The sequence below is a fragment of the Streptomyces sp. NPDC002838 genome, assembly GCF_040295365.1.
GTDB lineage: Bacteria > Actinomycetota > Actinomycetes > Streptomycetales > Streptomycetaceae > Streptomyces.
Map to the genome: position 1 here is coordinate 425,378 of NZ_JBEOVF010000001.1, position 17,305 is coordinate 442,682.

Annotated in this window: 16 protein-coding genes and 1 pseudogene; 8 read left to right on the plus strand and 9 right to left on the minus strand. The window is 69.5% G+C overall.

Annotation, left to right across the window (positions count from 1 at the left end; genetic code table 11):
* Positions 1-12: 12 nt before the first annotated feature.
* The 3 genes from ABT063_RS01905 to ABT063_RS01915 all read left to right on the plus strand — a co-directional run bounded on the left by ABT063_RS01905 (position 13) and on the right by ABT063_RS01915 (position 4,132).
* Positions 13-1,908: an NAD(P)/FAD-dependent oxidoreductase gene (locus ABT063_RS01905; RefSeq protein WP_351055080.1), complete on the plus strand. Its 1,896-nt coding sequence runs from the start codon at positions 13-15 to the stop codon at positions 1,906-1,908.
* A 375-nt stretch (positions 1,909-2,283) separates the two neighbouring features.
* Positions 2,284-3,597, plus strand: coding sequence for a cation:proton antiporter (locus ABT063_RS01910; protein WP_351055081.1), 1,314 nt, complete (start codon positions 2,284-2,286; stop codon positions 3,595-3,597).
* Positions 3,598-3,901: 304 nt separating this feature from the next.
* A complete protein-coding gene (locus tag ABT063_RS01915; RefSeq protein WP_351055082.1) occupies positions 3,902-4,132 on the plus strand; it encodes a helix-turn-helix domain-containing protein in 231 nt (76 codons plus the stop codon).
* A gap of 508 nt (positions 4,133-4,640) precedes the next feature.
* Here the strand turns inward: ABT063_RS01915 and ABT063_RS01920 are convergent.
* Entirely contained in the window at positions 4,641-5,903 is a 1,263-nt protein-coding gene (locus tag ABT063_RS01920; protein ID WP_351055083.1) for a DUF418 domain-containing protein, read from the minus strand.
* Positions 5,904-6,220: 317 nt separating this feature from the next.
* Between ABT063_RS01920 and ABT063_RS01925 the strand changes: the two genes are divergently transcribed.
* Together ABT063_RS01925 and ABT063_RS01930 are read left to right on the plus strand one after the other, a co-directional pair.
* Positions 6,221-8,008, plus strand: a complete 1,788-nt coding sequence (locus ABT063_RS01925; RefSeq protein ID WP_351055084.1) for an ABC transporter ATP-binding protein — start codon at positions 6,221-6,223, stop codon at positions 8,006-8,008.
* A gap of 101 nt (positions 8,009-8,109) precedes the next feature.
* Positions 8,110-8,637 (plus strand): hypothetical protein, encoded by a 528-nt coding sequence (locus ABT063_RS01930; RefSeq protein WP_351055085.1) that lies wholly within the window; start codon positions 8,110-8,112, stop codon positions 8,635-8,637.
* A 191-nt stretch (positions 8,638-8,828) separates the two neighbouring features.
* On the opposite strand, the gene ABT063_RS01935 is transcribed toward ABT063_RS01930, so the two are convergent.
* Together ABT063_RS01935 and ABT063_RS01940 are read right to left on the minus strand one after the other, a co-directional pair.
* Positions 8,829-9,941, minus strand: coding sequence for a sensor histidine kinase (locus tag ABT063_RS01935; RefSeq protein ID WP_351055086.1), 1,113 nt, complete (start codon positions 9,939-9,941; stop codon positions 8,829-8,831).
* A complete protein-coding gene (locus tag ABT063_RS01940; protein WP_351055242.1) occupies positions 9,938-10,597 on the minus strand; it encodes a response regulator in 660 nt (219 codons plus the stop codon). Before ABT063_RS01940 ends, ABT063_RS01935 begins: the two co-directional genes overlap by 4 nt.
* Positions 10,598-10,800: 203 nt before the next feature.
* Between ABT063_RS01940 and ABT063_RS01945 the strand changes: the two genes are divergently transcribed.
* Together ABT063_RS01945 and ABT063_RS01950 are read left to right on the plus strand one after the other, a co-directional pair.
* Positions 10,801-12,012, plus strand: coding sequence for a DUF418 domain-containing protein (locus ABT063_RS01945; RefSeq protein WP_351055087.1), 1,212 nt, complete (start codon positions 10,801-10,803; stop codon positions 12,010-12,012).
* Positions 12,013-12,326: 314 nt separating this feature from the next.
* Positions 12,327-12,869 (plus strand): annotated as a pseudogene (locus tag ABT063_RS01950) (heparan-alpha-glucosaminide N-acetyltransferase domain-containing protein); the annotation flags it as partial.
* An 894-nt stretch (positions 12,870-13,763) separates the two neighbouring features.
* Here ABT063_RS01950 and ABT063_RS01955 read toward each other — a convergent pair.
* The 4 genes from ABT063_RS01955 to ABT063_RS01970 all read right to left on the minus strand — a co-directional run bounded on the left by ABT063_RS01955 (position 13,764) and on the right by ABT063_RS01970 (position 15,368).
* A complete protein-coding gene (locus tag ABT063_RS01955) occupies positions 13,764-14,255 on the minus strand; it encodes a hypothetical protein (RefSeq protein WP_351055088.1) in 492 nt (163 codons plus the stop codon).
* A 168-nt stretch (positions 14,256-14,423) separates the two neighbouring features.
* Positions 14,424-14,591 carry a hypothetical protein gene (locus ABT063_RS01960; protein ID WP_351055089.1) on the minus strand — a complete coding sequence of 56 codons (168 nt, stop codon included), beginning with the start codon at positions 14,589-14,591 and terminating at the stop codon, positions 14,424-14,426.
* 181 nt (positions 14,592-14,772) lie between these two features.
* Entirely contained in the window at positions 14,773-14,976 is a 204-nt protein-coding gene (locus ABT063_RS01965) for a hypothetical protein (protein ID WP_351055090.1), read from the minus strand.
* Positions 14,977-15,029: 53 nt separating this feature from the next.
* Positions 15,030-15,368 (minus strand): hypothetical protein, encoded by a 339-nt coding sequence (locus ABT063_RS01970; protein WP_351055091.1) that lies wholly within the window; start codon positions 15,366-15,368, stop codon positions 15,030-15,032.
* A gap of 143 nt (positions 15,369-15,511) precedes the next feature.
* On the opposite strand from ABT063_RS01970, the gene ABT063_RS01975 reads away from it, so the two are divergent.
* Positions 15,512-16,270, plus strand: a complete 759-nt coding sequence (locus tag ABT063_RS01975) for a GntR family transcriptional regulator (RefSeq protein ID WP_351055092.1) — start codon at positions 15,512-15,514, stop codon at positions 16,268-16,270.
* Between the two features lie 91 nt (positions 16,271-16,361).
* Here ABT063_RS01975 and ABT063_RS01980 read toward each other — a convergent pair whose 3' ends face one another.
* Positions 16,362-17,039 (minus strand): collagen-like domain-containing protein, encoded by a 678-nt coding sequence (locus tag ABT063_RS01980; RefSeq protein WP_351055093.1) that lies wholly within the window; start codon positions 17,037-17,039, stop codon positions 16,362-16,364.
* On the minus strand, positions 17,036-17,302 hold the full coding sequence (locus tag ABT063_RS01985; protein WP_351055094.1) for a hypothetical protein: 267 nt from the start codon (positions 17,300-17,302) through the stop codon (positions 17,036-17,038). The genes ABT063_RS01980 and ABT063_RS01985 overlap by 4 nt, the downstream gene beginning before the upstream one ends.
* Positions 17,303-17,305 lie beyond the last annotated feature (3 nt).

Sequence of the window (17,305 nt, forward strand, 5' to 3'; positions counted from 1 at the left end):
AGGGGGCAGCACATGGACAGTCATGTCGAGCCGGAGCGAAGAGCAGAGTCCCAGGCGGAAGTCGTGGTCGTGGGCGCGGGCATGGTGGGTTTGCTGGCCGCGCTGGGGCTGGCCAAACGGGGGGTGAACGTCACCGTCATCGACGACGTGGTGCACCAGAAACGCAGCTACAAGGTGGGCGAGTCGTTCCTGGTCTCCACCGGGATCCCCCGTGTGATCGGCGAGCTCGACGACTTCCTCAACGACGAGTGCTTCGTCAAGCTGGGCGTCTGGTTCACCTATGGCGTTCAGGGAGAACGGGAGTTCCGCCCCAAGTCGGAGTGGGTCGTCGCCGCCATGTCGGAGTTCACGCTGCGGGAGATGTCCGACGACTTCCGTGATCATTACTTGTACAAGATGGCCAAGGACAAGCTGGCGTTCCGCTCACTGGCAGTGGACCAGCAGATATGCCGACCCGACACGGAAGACCTCCTGCGCAAGTCCGTGTACTCCAAACCCAACATCCGCTTCCTCGACACCGCGCGGGTGACCGATGTCGAGATCGCCGGGAGCGGCACCGACGAGCACGTGGTGACCTGGACCGACCACACCGCGAACACGCAGGGCAGTGTCCACGCCCGTTGGGTCATCGACTGTTCCGGCAGGACCAGGATGCTGGCGAGCAAGCTCGGCCACCGCGCCGAATCGCGGGTGCTCGGTGACGGCTTCCAGACCACGGCTCTGTGGGGGCAGTTCTCTGGCATCACAGACGAGATGTTCGAACCGGTGTGGCGGTACACCACCGAGGACGGTGCCTCCACTCGCAGGGACCTGTTCACCCTGCACCTGTGGGGCAACGGCCACTGGATCTGGGTGATCCGGCTCGCGGGAGGCCGGGTGAGTGTCGGCATCACCTTCGATCAGAAGAAGCTGCCGCAGGGGGGCAGTCCCCGGGAACAGTTCTTCGCGGCACTGGCCGGATACCCCGTCTTCGACGGGGTGCTCAGCCCGGAGAACCTGCTCGAATTCCGCATGTACCGGAACGTGCAGCACGTGACGGACACCTTCGTGCACGCGAAGCGGTACGCGATGATCGGCGACTCGTCGTCGATCATCGATGCCTACTACAGTCAGGGGCTGGGCCAGTCCTGCCAGACGATGTGGCACGTCTCGAACATCATCGAGAAGGACGTCCGGCACACCGAGCTCGACACCGGCTACATCGACCGGGTCAACAAAGCCACCTTCGAGGACTGGCTGATCATCAGGAACTTCGTCCGGGAGAAGTACACCGACGCCATCGCCGACCCGCGCTTCTTCCTGCTGTCGCACCTGCTCGACTGGGTGGTGATCTGGTCGACCGGGACCGCCCGGTACCGCTGGACGAACTGGCTCGCGGCGACCGGCGGCGACCCGTCCAAAGAGAACGCGGCCGACAGCAGGGCGCGAAGGTTCTGCGAAACCCACCTGTTCTATTCCAAGGGACAGCCGTGGCACTGGCTGCCTGAGCAGGCGGTCCGACGTCGCCTGGAACGTTTCCAGACCAAGCTCGGAGAGCGGGCACGATGGCGGATCGAGCACGGTGTCACCGGCCCGACCGTGTTCTGCCAGATGTCGCTGACCCGTTGTCTGCCGAGTATGTGGCGGCTGCTCGGCAAGACGGACTCGGCACGCGTGGACCTCTCCGGGCCGGACTTCGTGGCCCCGAGAAAGCTGCGCAAGCCGCGGGCGCGGTCGTGGGTCAACGCGTTGCCGCTGACTGCCTCTCAGCGGTTCCTGCTGGTGCTGAAGCTACGCGCTCCCCTGCTCGCGACGCTGTTCCTCGCCTGCTACGCACTGGACGCGGCCGACACCGCGCGGCTGAAGGCACTGCACCGGCTCCGCGGCCGGCGGAGCGAAAAGCCCTCAAGCACCAAGGGTGATCGATAGCCAAGACGAGGAGGCTCTGCGCGCGGCGGTCCACGCCCGTCCGGAGACCAGGGACCTGCACTCGGCGCGGATCGAGGGGTGGACCGATCGCCGATGCGGACCGGACAGGCAGGGCAGCAGCCGCAGGGCCCGTCCAGCGCAGGGCGGTCCCAAAGTGCGGACCGGGGCCGTGCCGGCCAAGCGGGTGTCCGACTGCTCCGGCGGAGCCGTTGCCGGTCCGCAAGCCGGGGCACGCGGCCCCGACCGCGGAAGACGACGACCCGCCATGCAGACAGCCCCCGGACGCAACTCGCCCATGCCCGTGCGGGCCGAGGGCGACACCGCCCTCCGGACCACCGACCTGCGGTGCGCGCACCGCTCTGGAAAGGAGCGACCGTGACCGTGGCCGAAGCGATGCCCCGCCTGCTTCTCGCCCTGCCGCTCGCCATCGCGGTCTGCCGTGCGGGCGGCGCGGCAGCACGCCGCCTGCGGCAGCCACCCGTGGTGGGCGAAATCGCCGCCGGAATCCTGATCGGCCCCTCGCTGCTCGGCGGGACGTGGTCGGCGGCACACAGTTATCTCCTCCCTCCCGCGGTCCTGAACCACATAGAGATTCTCGGTCAACTGGGCCTGCTCACCTTCATGTTCCTCACCGGATCCACCTTGGACCTCCGGCACCTGCAGGGGCAGGGGCGCGTGGCGGTCGCGGTCAGCCAGGCCGGAATCCTGGTACCCCTCCTGCTGGGCGGCGCACTCGGCCTGGCCATGTACGGGCCGCTGGCGCCCGAAGGGGTCAACCGGGGTACCTTCACACTGTTCGTCGCAGTCGCCATGAGCATCACCGCCTTCCCCGTACTGGCACGGATCCTCACCGACCGCGGGATCTACCGTTCCCCGCTGGGCGGCCTCGCCATGGCCTGTGCCGCGGTGGACGACATCACCGCCTGGTGCCTGCTGGCCCTGGTGGTCGCCGTCAGCCGCGGGGGGACACCGCTCGACTCGCTGACAGCCGCGGCGCTGGTGGTGCTGTACACCGCGGTAATGCTGCGGCTGGTACGGCCTCTGCTGGAGAAGGCGCTGCGGTCGCGGTCCGGACCAACCGTCCTGGTGTGGCTGTTCTGCGGCGTGTGCCTGTCCTCGCTCATCACCGACTGGATCGGGGTCCACGCCTTCTTCGGTGCCTTCGCGTTCGGCGTCGTCACCCCGCGCGGTTCCGACGCGGTCGAGCAGGCAGTGGGAGCACTGCGATCGGTCGTCGTCCCGCTGTTGCTGCCCTTGTTCTTCCTGACGGCCGGCATGCATGCCGACGTCGCAGTCCTAGCGGCCGATCCGGCACAGTGGTTGTGGCTCGGCGCCATCCTCGTCGTGGCCCTGAGCGGAAAATGGGGAGGCGCCACCGCGGCGGCCCGGCTCAGCGGACTCCCCTGGCGCCAGGCCCTGGCACTTGGCGCCCTGATGAACTGTCGCGGGCTGACCGAACTCATCGTGCTCAGCGTCGGCCTGGACCTCGGCGTCATCGGCCAGGACCTCTTCACCATGCTGGTACTGATGGCACTGCTCACCACCGCGATCACCGCGCCCGCAGTCGCCGCCTTCGGTTACGGATCCCGCCCACGAAACGGACCCGCCGGTACCACGAGCAAGGCAAGTGACATGGCCGAGGAGAGCGCGGAACCGCCGAAGCCCGACGACACGGTCCGCTCCGGGTGACGGACGGTCGCGGGGAGAGTCTGCGGCAGTGGCGGGCTCCAGCGGCCTAGGGCCCTTCTGATGGATCTCCGTGGAGGAAGGAGCGGCGTCCGGTGCGTGCTCTCGGCGCGGTGCGGCGAGCGGGGACACCTCCCACGCCCTTCGGGCAGTGGGGAGCGTGCTGGACGTCGCGACGCCGCGGAGATCCGTCAGAAGGGCCCTAGTTGTATTGATCACGAGCGTTGTTGACACTGGCCGGGCTTGATCATGGCGAAGACCTCCGGTGTGGTGGAGCTGTCTAGGAACGCACCGCACGGAGGTCTTCGTGTCCCACCGTAATGCCCGGCTGACCGTTCACGGCAGGCGGCTGCTGGTCGAACGTATCCGCTCAGGTCGCCCGGTCGCCCATGTCGCCGCCGAGATGGGCATCTCCCGCGTCACGGCCCACAAGTGGATCCGCCGCTGGCAATCCGAGGGCGAGCCGGGCCTTTGCGACCGCTCCCGCGGCCAGCCACCGATCAGCCGTGTGAACAACGCTGCGGGTCAATACACCTAGTCGGTGCGGACTCCGACAGCCGCTTGTCCTTGCGCTACCGGGCGGTCTTGCGCGGGTCGGCCTTGAAGTTGACGCTCCAACACCCAAAAATGAACGTTTCCGCAGGTCAGGGGCCTGAACTGGTGGGGCGGGTGGGACTCGAACCCACGGCCGACGGATTATGAGTCCTTTGAGGATCTTGGCGGTCCTTGTCGATCCATGCTCATCTTGGCCGTTTTCCCAGGTCAGACGAGGTTTGGCGCCTCGGTCCTTCTCGGCCCTTGTCAGTCTTTTCCGATCCTTGTGTCCAACCTGCGTCCAGAACGCGCCCTGGACGGACGCGCACACCCGGTTCAAGGATCCTCTCCCCAGCTGATGAGAGGGTCTCGAAATCTTCTAGTGCGGGTTGTTCGGAGGCTGCTCCAGCACCACCTGTCCGGATGGGCGTTGGGGCAGCAGCGGCAGATGCTGGATCCATGAGCGGCCCGGGCCGGGGTGGAGTGTGGAAGTTCACACCCCGGCCCGGGTCTCATCGCAGGTGCTTCGCAGGCTTGGTGGCGGCGTTGAGCAGGTACTCCAGGGGGCCGCGGCGGAAGAAACGGGACCAGATCGCGGCGAACAGGATGGCTCCGAGGACGTACATGATCAGGGGCAGCCAGGACTGCTGGGTGCCGGTTCCGGCGGGCGTGGACAGTGCGGACTGTGCGAGGAAGTGGCCGACGTAGGCGGTCAGGGACATGGTGCCCACGGCAATGACCGGCTTGGCCAGGCGGCGCAGTCGCGGCAGACGGTCCATCGCCACCGTCGCGCCCACGATCACGAGGATCGCGATTCCGACGCTGCCGATGATGTCGAACGTGGTGCCGCTGTGCGGCCCGGCCTTCAGGAGAAACGACGCGGACATGTCGGGGAACGACCCTGCATCAGCGGGCATCGACCCGCTGCCGGTGGGCATCGACCCGGAGCCGCCGGACGACGGCCCGTCTTCCGCGAGGCTCCGCAACGCGCCCTTGCCGGCGAGCAGCAGGGACATGCCGTAGGCGGCCGCGGTGAGGGTGGCGCCGAGCGCGGCCAGACGCTTCTGGATGGTGCCGCAGGAGAGGTCGAGGCGGCCCAGCGCCATGCCCGCGATGACGAACGACATCCAGGTGAGCGCCGGGTAGAAGCCTGTTAGCAGCAGATCGAGGACGCCGACCTCGCTGAGGTGACGGAGCGGGTCGTAGGTGTTGATGCTCTGCTGGACCGACGGGGTCAGCAGCGAGGTGAGGACGAATGCCAGCTGCGGTGTGACGAGGGCGAACGCGGCCGCGATGATCGCGAGGGTCCTGGCGCTCAGTCGCACCAGGGGCAGGGCGAGGAGGAAGTAGACGCCGTAGAAGCCGAGGATGATCACGCCCCCGTACTCCATCGCCATCACGGTGCCCAACGCCAGCAGGATCACGGCGCGGATCGCGATGCGGGCCCTCGCCTGCCGGCCCGCCAGGCCGGTCTTGGGCTCGCGGCGGCCGGCGAGCAGCATCAGTGAGAACCCGGCGAGGGTGGCGAACAGGACCGACGAGTGGCCGTCCGACATGTATCGGATCCAGCTGGCGACGCCAGTCGTGGCGGAAAGCGGGGGGCCGATGTGCACGACGTACATGCCGAACACCGCCAGCGCGCGGGCCAGGTCCACCCCGACGAGGCGTCCCATCGAGGGACCGGGCGAAGCCGGGGACTCGCGGGAGGTCTGGGGCGGCGGAGGCGAGTTCTCCTGCGGAGCTGATGTCTCCTGCGGCGGCTGTGTCTGTGTCATACGGAGAACCTCGCGTGGACGTCCGGGGACGGACCATCCGGCAGTCTTCGGGCTCTCCCCCGCCGATCGGCGGGTACCGCCCTGCCGACAGGCGGAGTCTCGTCCTGACCGGTCGGTCCGGTGCGACCGGACGGGCGGTGTTGTCCGGCCACTTGGCGGGGGTGGACCCGACGGTTGCCGGATGGGCCCGTGGCGGCCGGGCTTGAAGACTGGAGGCATGACAGACCGCGCCGACACAAGGAGCGCGAGGACTGCCCCGGCACTTCGCCCCGCGTACCGGGTTGTGACGCCGCGACACCGCAGAAGAAGGGAACTTCGTGAACACCGCATCCGCTCCGACGACGGATGAGCCGTCCCTGTCCGCCCGGGAGACGATCAAGGCACTGGGCGCGTATGTGCGGCCGCACCGGTGGGCGGTCGCCCTCGGTCTGTTGTGCGCCCTGGTCGGGGCCGCCGGGGGGCTGCTGCAGCCGCTGGCCACGAAGGCGCTGGTGGACCGGCTGGCCTCCGGTGAGACCATCGCCGGGATCCTGATCGCGCTCACCGTGCTGGTGGTGCTGGGCTCGGCGGTCGAGGCGTTCGGCGCGTACGTGCTGGAGCGGACGGCGGAGTCGGTGGTCCTGGCCGCGCGGCGCACCCTTGTGGGGCGGCTGTTGCGGTTGCGGATCTCGGAGTGGGAGCGGATCCCGCCGGGTGATCTGATGTCCCGGGTCACTTCGGACACCACGCTGCTGCGGGCGGTCAGCACCCAGGCGGTCGTCTCCGCGGCCACCGGCGCGGTGGCCTTCGTCGCGGCGGTCGTGGTGATGGCGTTCCTGGACGTCGTGCTGCTGGGTGTGACGCTCGGTGTGATCGTGTTGGTCGGTGGGGCCGCCGCGCTGGTGATGCCACGGATCGCGCGGGCCACCGAGCGGTCGCAAGAGGCGGTCGGGGAGATCTCCGTCGGATTGGAGCGGTCTCTCGGGGCGTTTCGCACGGTGAAGGCGTCCGGTGCCGAGGAGCGGGAGACCGCTCGGGTGGTGGCGGCGGCGCGGCGGGCGTGGCGGCACGGTGTGAAGAGCGCGAAGTGGGAGGCCGTGGCGGGCTCGGCCGACGAACTCGCCGTACAGCTGGCCTTCCTCGCGGTGCTCGCGGTCGGCGGGGCGCGGGTGGCGTCCGGGGAGATCCCCGTGTCCACCCTCATCGCCTTCCTGCTGTACCTCTTCTATCTGATCGAGCCGGTGTCCAAGCTGGTCGACGCCGTGACCTCCTATCAGGAGGGGGCGGCCGCGGCCTCCCGCATCGCGGCCGTGGAACGCCTCTCGACGGAATCGCCCGCTCGGCAGGCGGACGCCCTGCCCCGGCAGGGGACAGCCGCGCCGGGTCCGGCGTCGGTCCGTTTCGAGGACGTGTCCTTCCGCTACCGTCCGGGCCTGCCGTACGTCCATCAGCGGGTATGTTTCGAGGTACCGGGTGCCGGGATGACGGCCTTCGTGGGCCCCTCGGGTGCGGGCAAGTCGACGATCTTCGCGCTCATCGAGCAGTTCCACGAGGCCACCGGTGGCCGGGTCCTGGTCGACGGCAAGGACGTACGGCACTGGCCGCTGTCCCAACTGCGGTCCGCCATCGGATACGTCGAGCAGGACGCCCCGGTGCTGGCCGGCACGCTCCGCGAGAACCTCGTCTTTGCCGCGCCCAATGCGACGGACGACGCCCTCCGCGATGTCCTGGCCCGCACGAAGCTCGACACCCTCGTCGAGCGTCTGCCCCACGGCCTGGACACCCCGGTCGGCCACCGCGGCTCGAAGCTGTCGGGCGGTGAGCGGCAGCGCATCGCCATCGCCCGCGCCGTACTGCGCAAGCCCCGCCTGCTGCTGTTGGACGAGGCGACCTCGCAACTCGACGCCGTCAACGAGCTCGCGCTGCGGGACGTCATCGCGGACGTGGCCCGGGAGACCACTGTGCTGGTGGTGGCCCACCGCCTGTCGACGGTGACAGGCGCCGACCGGATCGTCGTCATGGACGCCGGCCGGGTCCGGGCCGTGGGCACCCATGAGGAACTGGTGGACCAGGACCGGCTGTACGCGCGGCTGGCGGCCACCCAGCTCCTGGCCCCCGCGCGATGACCCACCACACGCAAGGTTGTCCGGTCGTCCACTGTCCCAGTCCCGGCCGGACAACCCCAGGCACCGACACCCACGGAAACCAAGACCGCGAAAGGCCGCCTATGCGCGCCGAGTCCGCCGTCCGTTGCAGACGTGGGCTATGGGACTGGCTGGCCCAGCCGACTGCGCTGTTCGGCGGCGTGTACGGGCTCCTGGTGTCGAGTTCGGCCGTTGCCGCGCTCACGCAGTTCGGCGAGGTGACTCGGGCGGCGCGCATGGACGACGCCGTGTGGGTCCTGTTCACCGCCCTTGCCTCGGCCCTGGCTCATGGATACGCCCACCAGATCGCTCACCGCGATGCTCAGGGCCATCCCGGCATACGGGGAGTGGTGCGCGCAGTCCTCGCCGAATGGCCGCTGGTAGTGGCGGCGTTGCCCACCACACTGCTGCTGTGGGGGGCGGGCCTTGGCTGGTGGCACTCCACAGGCATCGAGTACGTCGCCTTCGGAATCAACACCGTCCTGCTCCTGGGCTGGGGCCTGCTCGCCTCCCGGGCCGCAGGCCGTACGTGGGGACGAGCCGTCAGGATCGGCGGTACTGACGCGCTCTTGGGAGTGGCCGTCGCCTTGGTCAGCACCCTGCTGAAGTGAGGCGGCGATCAGGGCTGTCAGCCTGGTTCCGGCATCCTCACCGGGCTGACGCGGCACCGGACACGGTCAGGACGGGGAGCTGGACAAAGGGCAAGCCGGCGGAGCACGGTCCAGGGGCGTCGGCGTGCGCTGCCGGTTGAGGCTCACGTGTGAGCCGCAAGCCGCAAGCCGCAAGCCGACAGAACAGCATGTCAGTCCGCGCTCAGGGGAACCCTCAGCCGCACCCGGTAGCCGCCCTGAGCAGTCGGGCCCGCGTCCAGGGTGCCGTGCAGGATCTCGGCCCGTTCCCGCAGGCCGACCAAGCCCTGCTGCGAACCGGGCAAGGAGAGGGAGGGGCGCGTGGGAGGGGTGTTGGTGACGGTCACTCCAATACCGTCCCCGTCCTGCCACAGCTCGACGCGAGCGTTGGCGCCGGGGGCGTGCTTGCGGACGTTGGTCAGCGCCTCCTGAACCGTGCGGTAAAGGGCGCGTTGGGCGGGTGTGCCCACGGTGGGCGGCAGCTCACCCGTCAGCTCCGTGTGAGTGCCGCTGGATTCGACCAGTTTGCGCAGGTCGGCCAAGGTGGGCTGCGGCGTCAGCTCGGTGGATTTGCCGCCGGAGGCGCGCAGCAGCGTGACCATGGTGCGCAGCTCGTCGAGGGTGGTGACGCTCAGCGAACGGATCGTGCGGGCGGCCTCCTTGGCGTCCGCGTCCCGCGCGGCGACCTGCAACGCCCCGGCCCGTACGGCGATCAGGCTGACCTGGTGGGATACCACGTCGTGCATCTCGCGGGCCAGCTGGGCGCGTTCACGGGCGAGCACGGCCTGGGCGTGCAGGGTCCGCTCGTGCTCCCTGGCCTCCTCGACCTCGGCCAGCCGCCGCGCCAGGTCCCGTCGTGCCTGGAGAAGCTGGCCGAAGAGGACCGGGGCGACGCTGGTTGCCAGGCCGTACACGAAGAAGACCAGCGTCATGGTCCGGTCCGCCTCGGCCAGGGGCCACGGAGTACTGCTCGCGACGGCGGCCAGGACGACGCACACCGCGAGGAGACGGCGGTTGCGGGAGCGTTCGGCCAGCGTGAACAGCGCCGCGAGCACAGCGACGGCGACATCCTGCATCAGCGCGATGGGCAGGGTGAGCAGGAAGACGCCGAGCGGGAACCTGCGCCGGAACGCCAACGCGGCGCAGCCGACCGCGGCCAGCGTGACCTCGGGACGCGTGTGCTCCCACATGTCCACCACCAGCACATCCACGGCCGCCACCGCCACCAGGACGATGTCGACGACCGGCGCGGGAACCCGCTGCCACACGGCACGTGCACGGCTCATCGGCCGGCCTCCGACCGCGGGCGCTCGTCGAGCAGCCCGGCCCGCTGCGCCAGCAGCGCGGCCTGCACCCGGCTCGTCACCCGCAGCTTCGTGAGGATCGCGCTGACGTGGTCCTTCACCGTGCCCGCGCCCAGGTGGATGCGCGCCCCGATGTCGGCGTTCGACAGTCCCTCCGCCACCAGGACGAGGACGTCGCGCTCCCGCGCGGTGAGCAGCCGGACCCGCGCGGCCTCCTCGTCGACGGCCGCCTCGGTGCCGGGGTGGCTGTGCAGCAGCGTCCGCGACGCCTTGGGCGACAGCACCACACCGCCCGCGACCAGGGTCCGCACCAGGTGGGCAAGCTGCTCCGGCTCCGTGTCCTTGAGCAGGAAACCGGCCGCGCCGGAGTTCAGCGCGGTCAGGATGTACTCGTCGGCGTCGAACGTGGTCAGCATCGCCACCACCGGCGGATCCGGCATCGTGCGCAGCTCGCGCAGGACGGTGAGCCCGTCGACGTCCGGCATCCGGATGTCCAGCAGCACCACGTCCGGCCGCTCCCGCCGGACGGTCTCCACCGCGTGGCCGCCGCTCGCGGTCGCGACGACCTCGATGTCCTCGGACGCGCCCAGAATGAGTTCGAAGCCCGAGCGGACCAGTGCCTCGTCGTCCACCACCACTACCCGGATCACGCGCCCTCCGCCTCATCTTCGTTCATGCCGTCCGGCCCATGTCGACTCGACCCTAAAGCCACGTAGAGCTCTTGCGGCCCGGCGAGCGGCAGCTCCAGCCACACGGCGGGGTAGCACCCACCACTCGGCAGGGACACGGCAGCCTTCTGCCGGATAGTCCATGATCGGCCCGGGTCTCCAGCCTGAGGGTCATGACCCATCACCCAGACTCCCGGCCGCTTACGGCCGACGCGCCGTCCCTTGAACGCGAGCGCAGCGAGCCCTCGACCGGCGCGCCCGGCGTGGGCCGGCTGATCGGGCTGGACCTGGCCCGCGGCCTGGCCGTCTTCGGCATGTACGCGGTCCACGTAGGCCCCGCTCCCAGCCAGGGCGGGGTCATCGGCTTCCTCATGGAGCTGGCGCAAGGCCGCTCCTCCGCCCTGTTCGCCGTCCTGGCCGGCTTCGCGGTCGCCCTCATCACCGGGCGCCGCACACCGAAGACCGGCCTGGCCGGCCGCCAGGCCGCCGCCAAGGTGATCATCCGGGCCGTGATCCTGCTTACCCTCGGCACCGCCCTGACCATGACCGGTACCCCGGTCGTGCCGATCCTCGCCTTCTACGGACTGTTCTTCCTGCTCGTGCTGCCGCTGTACCGGCTGAGAGCCAAGCCACTGGCGTTGATCGCCGTCGGATGGGCCCTGGTGGGTCCGCAGCTGCTGTACGCGCTGAAGCCGGTGGTCGGCGGCCGCGTGTTCCTCTCCTACGGCCAGGCTGACGGCCCCGTCTCACTGTTCTTCACCGGCGGATATCCGGCCCTGACCTGGGTTCCGTTCGTGATCGCCGGGATGGCTGTCGCCCGCTGCGACCTGGCCACCACGGCCGTCCGTGTACGCCTCGCCCTCACCGGCGTCGCCCTCGCCGTCACCGGCTACGGCGGCTCCTGGCTGACGGTGCGGCTCATACCCGGTGCCGCCGAAGCCGTCCGGAAAGCCGAAGAGGGGCCGGGCATGTCGTCGGTGTCGTCCGTATCCCCCGACAGCATCGGCATCTTCGACGACACCCCCGCCGGGATGCTGGCCTCAGCCCCGCACAGCGAGGCGACCCTGTCCATCATGGCCGCCACGGGTGTGGCAATCCTGGTGATCACCGCGTGCCTGGCCGCCACGGACGCCTTCCCCCGGCTGCGCCGCCTGGCCAAGCCCGTCATCGCGGTCGGCTCGATGTCACTGACGGCGTACGTCTACCACATCGTCGCCATCTGGCTCCTGGGCACCGAGACATCGGCCGTCCGGCCGCTGCACATCCTGCTCGGCTTCATCGCCTCCGTCACCGTCCTCGCCACCCTCTGGTCCCGCTTCTTCCGGCGAGGGCCGCTCGAATGGCTGATGGGCAGGGCGACCGGACTGGCCCACCGCATCCGATAAGACGCATCGGGGTGGGGCACTTCCCCCGGATGCCGTTCCGACGCGAGTTCGGGCGTCACCCCGCCGCTCGCCTCCGTGATCCATATCGATGAGAAGTGACGCCGCTCGGCCTTCAGACGGAGCGGAAGAACTGCCGGCTCGTGGTGAGCCTGCCGACCCGCGGCACTCCGGCGACCAGCTTGACCACCACAGGCGTTCTTGTACGACCGAGACCGGGCCCCCGCCGATCCGAGGGGCCACGCCGGCCGACAGGCGGGGGACCTCCTGAAGCCCGGCGGATGGTCGACCGCCCCCGCCTCGGCAAGGTTGTCCCGGTGACCGAGATCGAAAGCCCCAAGAAGGCGCCTGCCCAGCCCTTACCCGCACCCGAGTCCGCCCCGGCGACGAAACGCCCTCCGTCGACCGCACGGCTGGTCGGAGTGGACCTCGCCCGTTCCTTGGCCGTGTTCGGAATGTTCGCCGTGCACGTGGGCCCCTTCAACCCCTTCCCCACCTCCGGCGACGGCGCCGGCACCTGGTTCGTCTGGCTGGCGAGCGGCCGGGCCTCGGCGCTGTTCGCTACCCTCGCCGGGTTCTCGCTGGTGCTGATCGCCGGCCGCCTGGAGCCGCAGACCGGACTGGCCGGCCGACAGGCGAAGGCCAGGATCGTGATCCGGGCCGTGATCCTGCTCGTGGTGGGCACCGCGCTGGCGATGACCGACTTCGGCGGCGGCGTCATCATCAACTACTACGCGGTGTACTTCCTGCTGGCCCTGCCCCTGCTGCGGCTGCGGGCCAGGACGCTCGCGACCATCGCGGTCGCGCTCGCGGTCGTCGCACCGCAGGTGGCGTACTGCCTGCGGGCGCTGCTCAGCGATCACACCCCTGAAAGGGCAGGGCTCGGCGGCGGGCGGGCATACCTCTGTTGAGGGGTGTGCGGCCGCCGCCGAGCCCTGCCGGTTCTGGTGCCAGGTCCCGTCGGTAGAACCAAGCCCGCCCGCTCCTGCACACCGGATCACGTCACGCATGAGCAGGGGCCATCGATGCCTCTCGATGGACGGGATGAGCAGGAGCACCGGTGCGACTATTTGTGGGGCGGGACCCGCCCAGTCCGGACCGTCCCGCCATGTCTGTCGGTCCTTTCCGGACCGTTTCCAGTACGGGCCGTTTTCGCGTCCCAGCTCGGACCGCACCCCATTCGGGCGGCCTCCGTACCCAGCGGCCGACCCAGCAGAGCCGCCTACTCGAAGGTCCCTGGCAGCACTTCTGAATCCTCGCGTCCAGCCAGCGTCCAGAATCCGGCACCCAAGGCCTCGTGCACGCCACCCGCGGGAACCTGCCCCGTCGTCAGACCACGAAATCTGCGCAGGTCAGAGCGATGCGACCTAACACCGACCACAACGGAGCCGAACTCACGAGCAGCGGATTCAGTCCGTTCAAGCAAAGTTGACGATCCGGCAGGACAAAATGAACGTTTCCGCAGGTCAGAGACCTGCACAGGTGGGGCGGGTGGGACTCGAACCCACGGCCGACGGATTATGAGTCGGTAGGTTTCCCGCTGAGCGCCTCTGGATCGCTCTGGATACTCTGGAAATCCCTGGTGAGCGAGCTCCGTCACTCCGGCTCACTCCGAGGATTCCGGCCCTCTGCGGGACGTCCGCTCACGCATCGCTCACGCAACCTGGGTGGGCTGCACGGGTGTTGAACTGGGACGACTCCATTGTCCCGCACTCCCCCGCTCACCACAACGGGCAGACATGCAGCGGCCCCGGTTACCGAATTTGGAGGCGCTCCATGATGTCGGCGATCTCGGCGCGGGCGGCAGTGTGCTCCTCGTTCGTGATGCTGCTGCGTGGTCGGCATACCCACGTCTCCACCACGCCCGCGACGGTGACGAGTGGCACGTGGTACGACCCGTCTCCGTCGTCGTGGCGCGGCAGTCCGCCCTCACAGTGCGGGCAGTATCCGGGTCGTCCGCGGAGCTGGTAGCGCTCGCCCTCGGCCGTACACCAGGCGCCCTTCCGCCCGCGCCGCTGGTATGTCCGATCGAGGTTCGGATAGGAGGGGTCGCGGTAGGTCTCTACGACGCCCTCCTCGGCCAGCTTGCGGACGGCCCTGCGGGTGCTGACCAATTGGGACCGGGTGGGCTCCTCAACGGCGTAGACGGCGGCGGCCAGCTTGCTCATGGCGACGCCCTTGAACGCGGGCGCCGCGGTGACCTGCTCAATGACGGCCCGCTCGACGCGGCCATGGCCTCTGCTCATGACGCCCTCTCTAAGTGTTGCCTAGCTACGCCCAATTGTAGAGCTAGGCAACACTTAAGCGTCTCGGCGTCAAGACATGGAGCGGCCCCGGTCGGCGTCGGGGGACTGCCGGCCGGGGCCGCGGGGATCGTCACCGGTGCGATCGGCGTGCCACGCCGGTGACGGGGTCTACTTCCACTCGGTGTGTGCGTAGCGGTCCTTGTGGGGGCCCGAGTGGCCGGGCTCCCACGTGCAGCGGCCCCTCCTGTGCGGGTTGCGCACCCAGCAGTACCCGGCTGCTCGACCGGCCCGGAGGTCGTCGCTCTGCTGAGTGCGGTTCTTCTGTTCGTCAGTCATCGGCTCTGCTCCTTCGGGGTTCGGGTGGGCTGTCGGGGCCGGCGGCCGTGGCACCAGCAGCTACAGCGAATGGTCATGATGGGCGCCTCCCATGAGGGGGCGCCCGTCCGCCGTATCACCTTGGGCCCGCTGCACAAGCGGCACATGCCCAGCTGGCACTCGGCCGTCTTCTCGTCGCCGCTCACGGCCGGTCAGCGAGCGGGACCAGGCGGTGCTTGTCGCGGCACGGCGGGCAGGCAAACAGTGCAGGGCCGCCCCCTCGGGAGACCGGCTCGATGACGTCGATCAGCCGGACGTCCTCGGCGTCCCCGCCATGCCAGCAGCAGTAGCCGTAGGCGGTGGGGGTGGTCACGGGGTCTGTGGTCTCGGGTTGTGTGCTGCTCATCTGCTGTCCTTCATGGCTTGGTCGTTGGCAGCCGGCGGGCTTGAGGAGCCCGGTCACCGGCTGGCCCCTAACTGCGCCCACAGCCCGCACTCGTCGATGGTGAGACCGGAGGTGTGGGCGAGGCCGGTGATGATCTGCCAGCCAGGCCCGTGACTGTGGATGAGCGGGAGCGGGTCGGGGCCCTGCGCCGTGATGCGGATGCGTGCACCCGCGGTCGACAGGGTCATCTCGACGGCGGGGGCGCCCGAGCCGAGGATCGCGAGGTACAGCTCGTTCGCGATCACCGGGGCGTCGGGGTGCTTCACGCGGCCAGCCACCCACAGGCGGACATGGGCGGCTTCGATGGGCTCGGCCTTGAACGCCTTCTGCCACGTATGACCCGACTCGGGCATAGCTGTCCCCCGGATTCAACGGTTTCCGGATACGGGTAATGCTTATCCGTATCCAGATTGTCGGCGTGATTGGCGCTGGTCAAGCGGGACGGGAGAGTATGTGTATCCGGATTGACGTGATCGCTCGAAGTGGGGGTGTCTCGGTGGCACAGCCTGAGTACCTGCGGATCGCCGCCGACCTGCGACGCCGCATCTCTCCGGGCGGGGAGTTCGGGCCGGGCGACCAGATCCCGACGATCCCCGAACTGTGCGCCGAGTACGGCGTATCCGAGGCCCCGGTTCGCAACGCGCTGCGCCTGCTCGCCAGCGAGGGCCTCACCGAAAGCCGGGCCCGCGCCGGCACACGCGTGCGCTCGCGGCCTGCGATCCACCGAATGGCCGCCGACCGCTACCGCTCCGTGCCCGGCGCCAAGTCCACCCCGTACACCAAGGACCAGGGCATCGGTTGGACTGAGTACCGGCTCGACAAGCGGTTCGAGCGGGTCCAGGCCGACACCGAACTGGCGGCGCTGTTCGAGTGCGAGGTTGGTGAGCAGCTGCTCGCCCGGCACTTCGTGTTCCACGACAACGACCAGCCCACCCAGATGTCGACCAGCTACGTGCGCTGGTCCGACGTCGCCGGGACGCCGGTCGCCGACCCGATCAACGAGCCGTGGCCGGGCGGCACGCGGGCGCAAATGGCGAGCCTCGGCATCCGGGTCACGGCGATCACGGAGTCGTTCACTGCGGCCATGCCCACCGAGCTGGAGGCGGCGACGCTCCGCCTCGGCTCCGGCGTGCCAGTCCTGCGGTACACGCGCAAGCACATCGCCGACACCGGCCGGATCGTCGAGGTAGCTCACCCGATCGTGCGACGCGGCGACACGACCATCGTCGACTTCCGCATCGAGCTCGACGACTAAGGGGTAGCGCGACGGCCCTGGTTATGCGCTACCCCTGGGCATGACGAATCGCCCCCTGCACGGCCGCGTGGACCGTGCAGGGGGCGTTTGTTCATGGGTACTGGCGGCGGTTGGGGTCGAGGGCGGCGGCGAGGGGCCCGTTGCCGTCGCTGTTGCCGGGCTCGTCGGGCGGCGGGGCGTCGGTGCGGCGGCAGACGAGGGCGTCCGGGTCCCACTCGGGCGCCTGCAGGCTGTACCCGTTGGGGCAGGTCTGCCCGTCCGCGCCGTCCTTACCGTCGGCGCCGTCGCGGCCGTCCCTCCCCGGGGGGCCGCTCGGCCCTGGAACGGTGGAATCGGCCCCTGGTGGCCCTGATGGTCCGGGGACTGTGGAGTCCGCCCCGGGCTGGCCGGGTGCACCGGACGGGCCGGTGGCGCCGGGTGATGGGGTGATCGTGGGGGCGGGTTTCCCGGGGTCGCCCTTGTCTCCCTTGTCGCCCTTCTCTCCTGGGACGGGGATCGGCACGGGGACGCGGGCGCGGTCGTCGAGGTCCTCAACGGCCTTGCTGGGATCGGGCACTGCCGGCGTCACCCCTTCGGCTTTCACCTGCTCGCGCAGGATCCGCACGTCGGAGGCGAGCGTGGATACGGCGTTGCCGCGCCGGTCTGCCTCGTCGGCGAGCTGGTTGTACCAGGACCAGCCGATGACGGCGAAACCGGAGAGCACCAACAGCCAGCAGAAGACGGCGATCCACCGCCAGTGCCCGGCGAGCGCCTGCTGTGCACGGGTCACGGATCGCCTCCCAGCTCGACGACTTTGATGCGGAGGCGGGCGACTTCTTCCCGGTCGATGAGGCGTCGCTCGAGCAGTTCCTCGATCTTCTGGTCCCGGGCGGTGAGCTGCTCGCGCAGCTTGTCGCGCTCTTCTTGAATCTGGTCCATCTCGGCGTTCATGCGGGTGGTTGCGTTCTCGCCCCGCTTGCCGAGGTACGCCACCAGGCCGCCGACGACCGCGCCTACGCCTACGAGCAGGCTGCCGATGGTGGTGGCGTCCAAGGC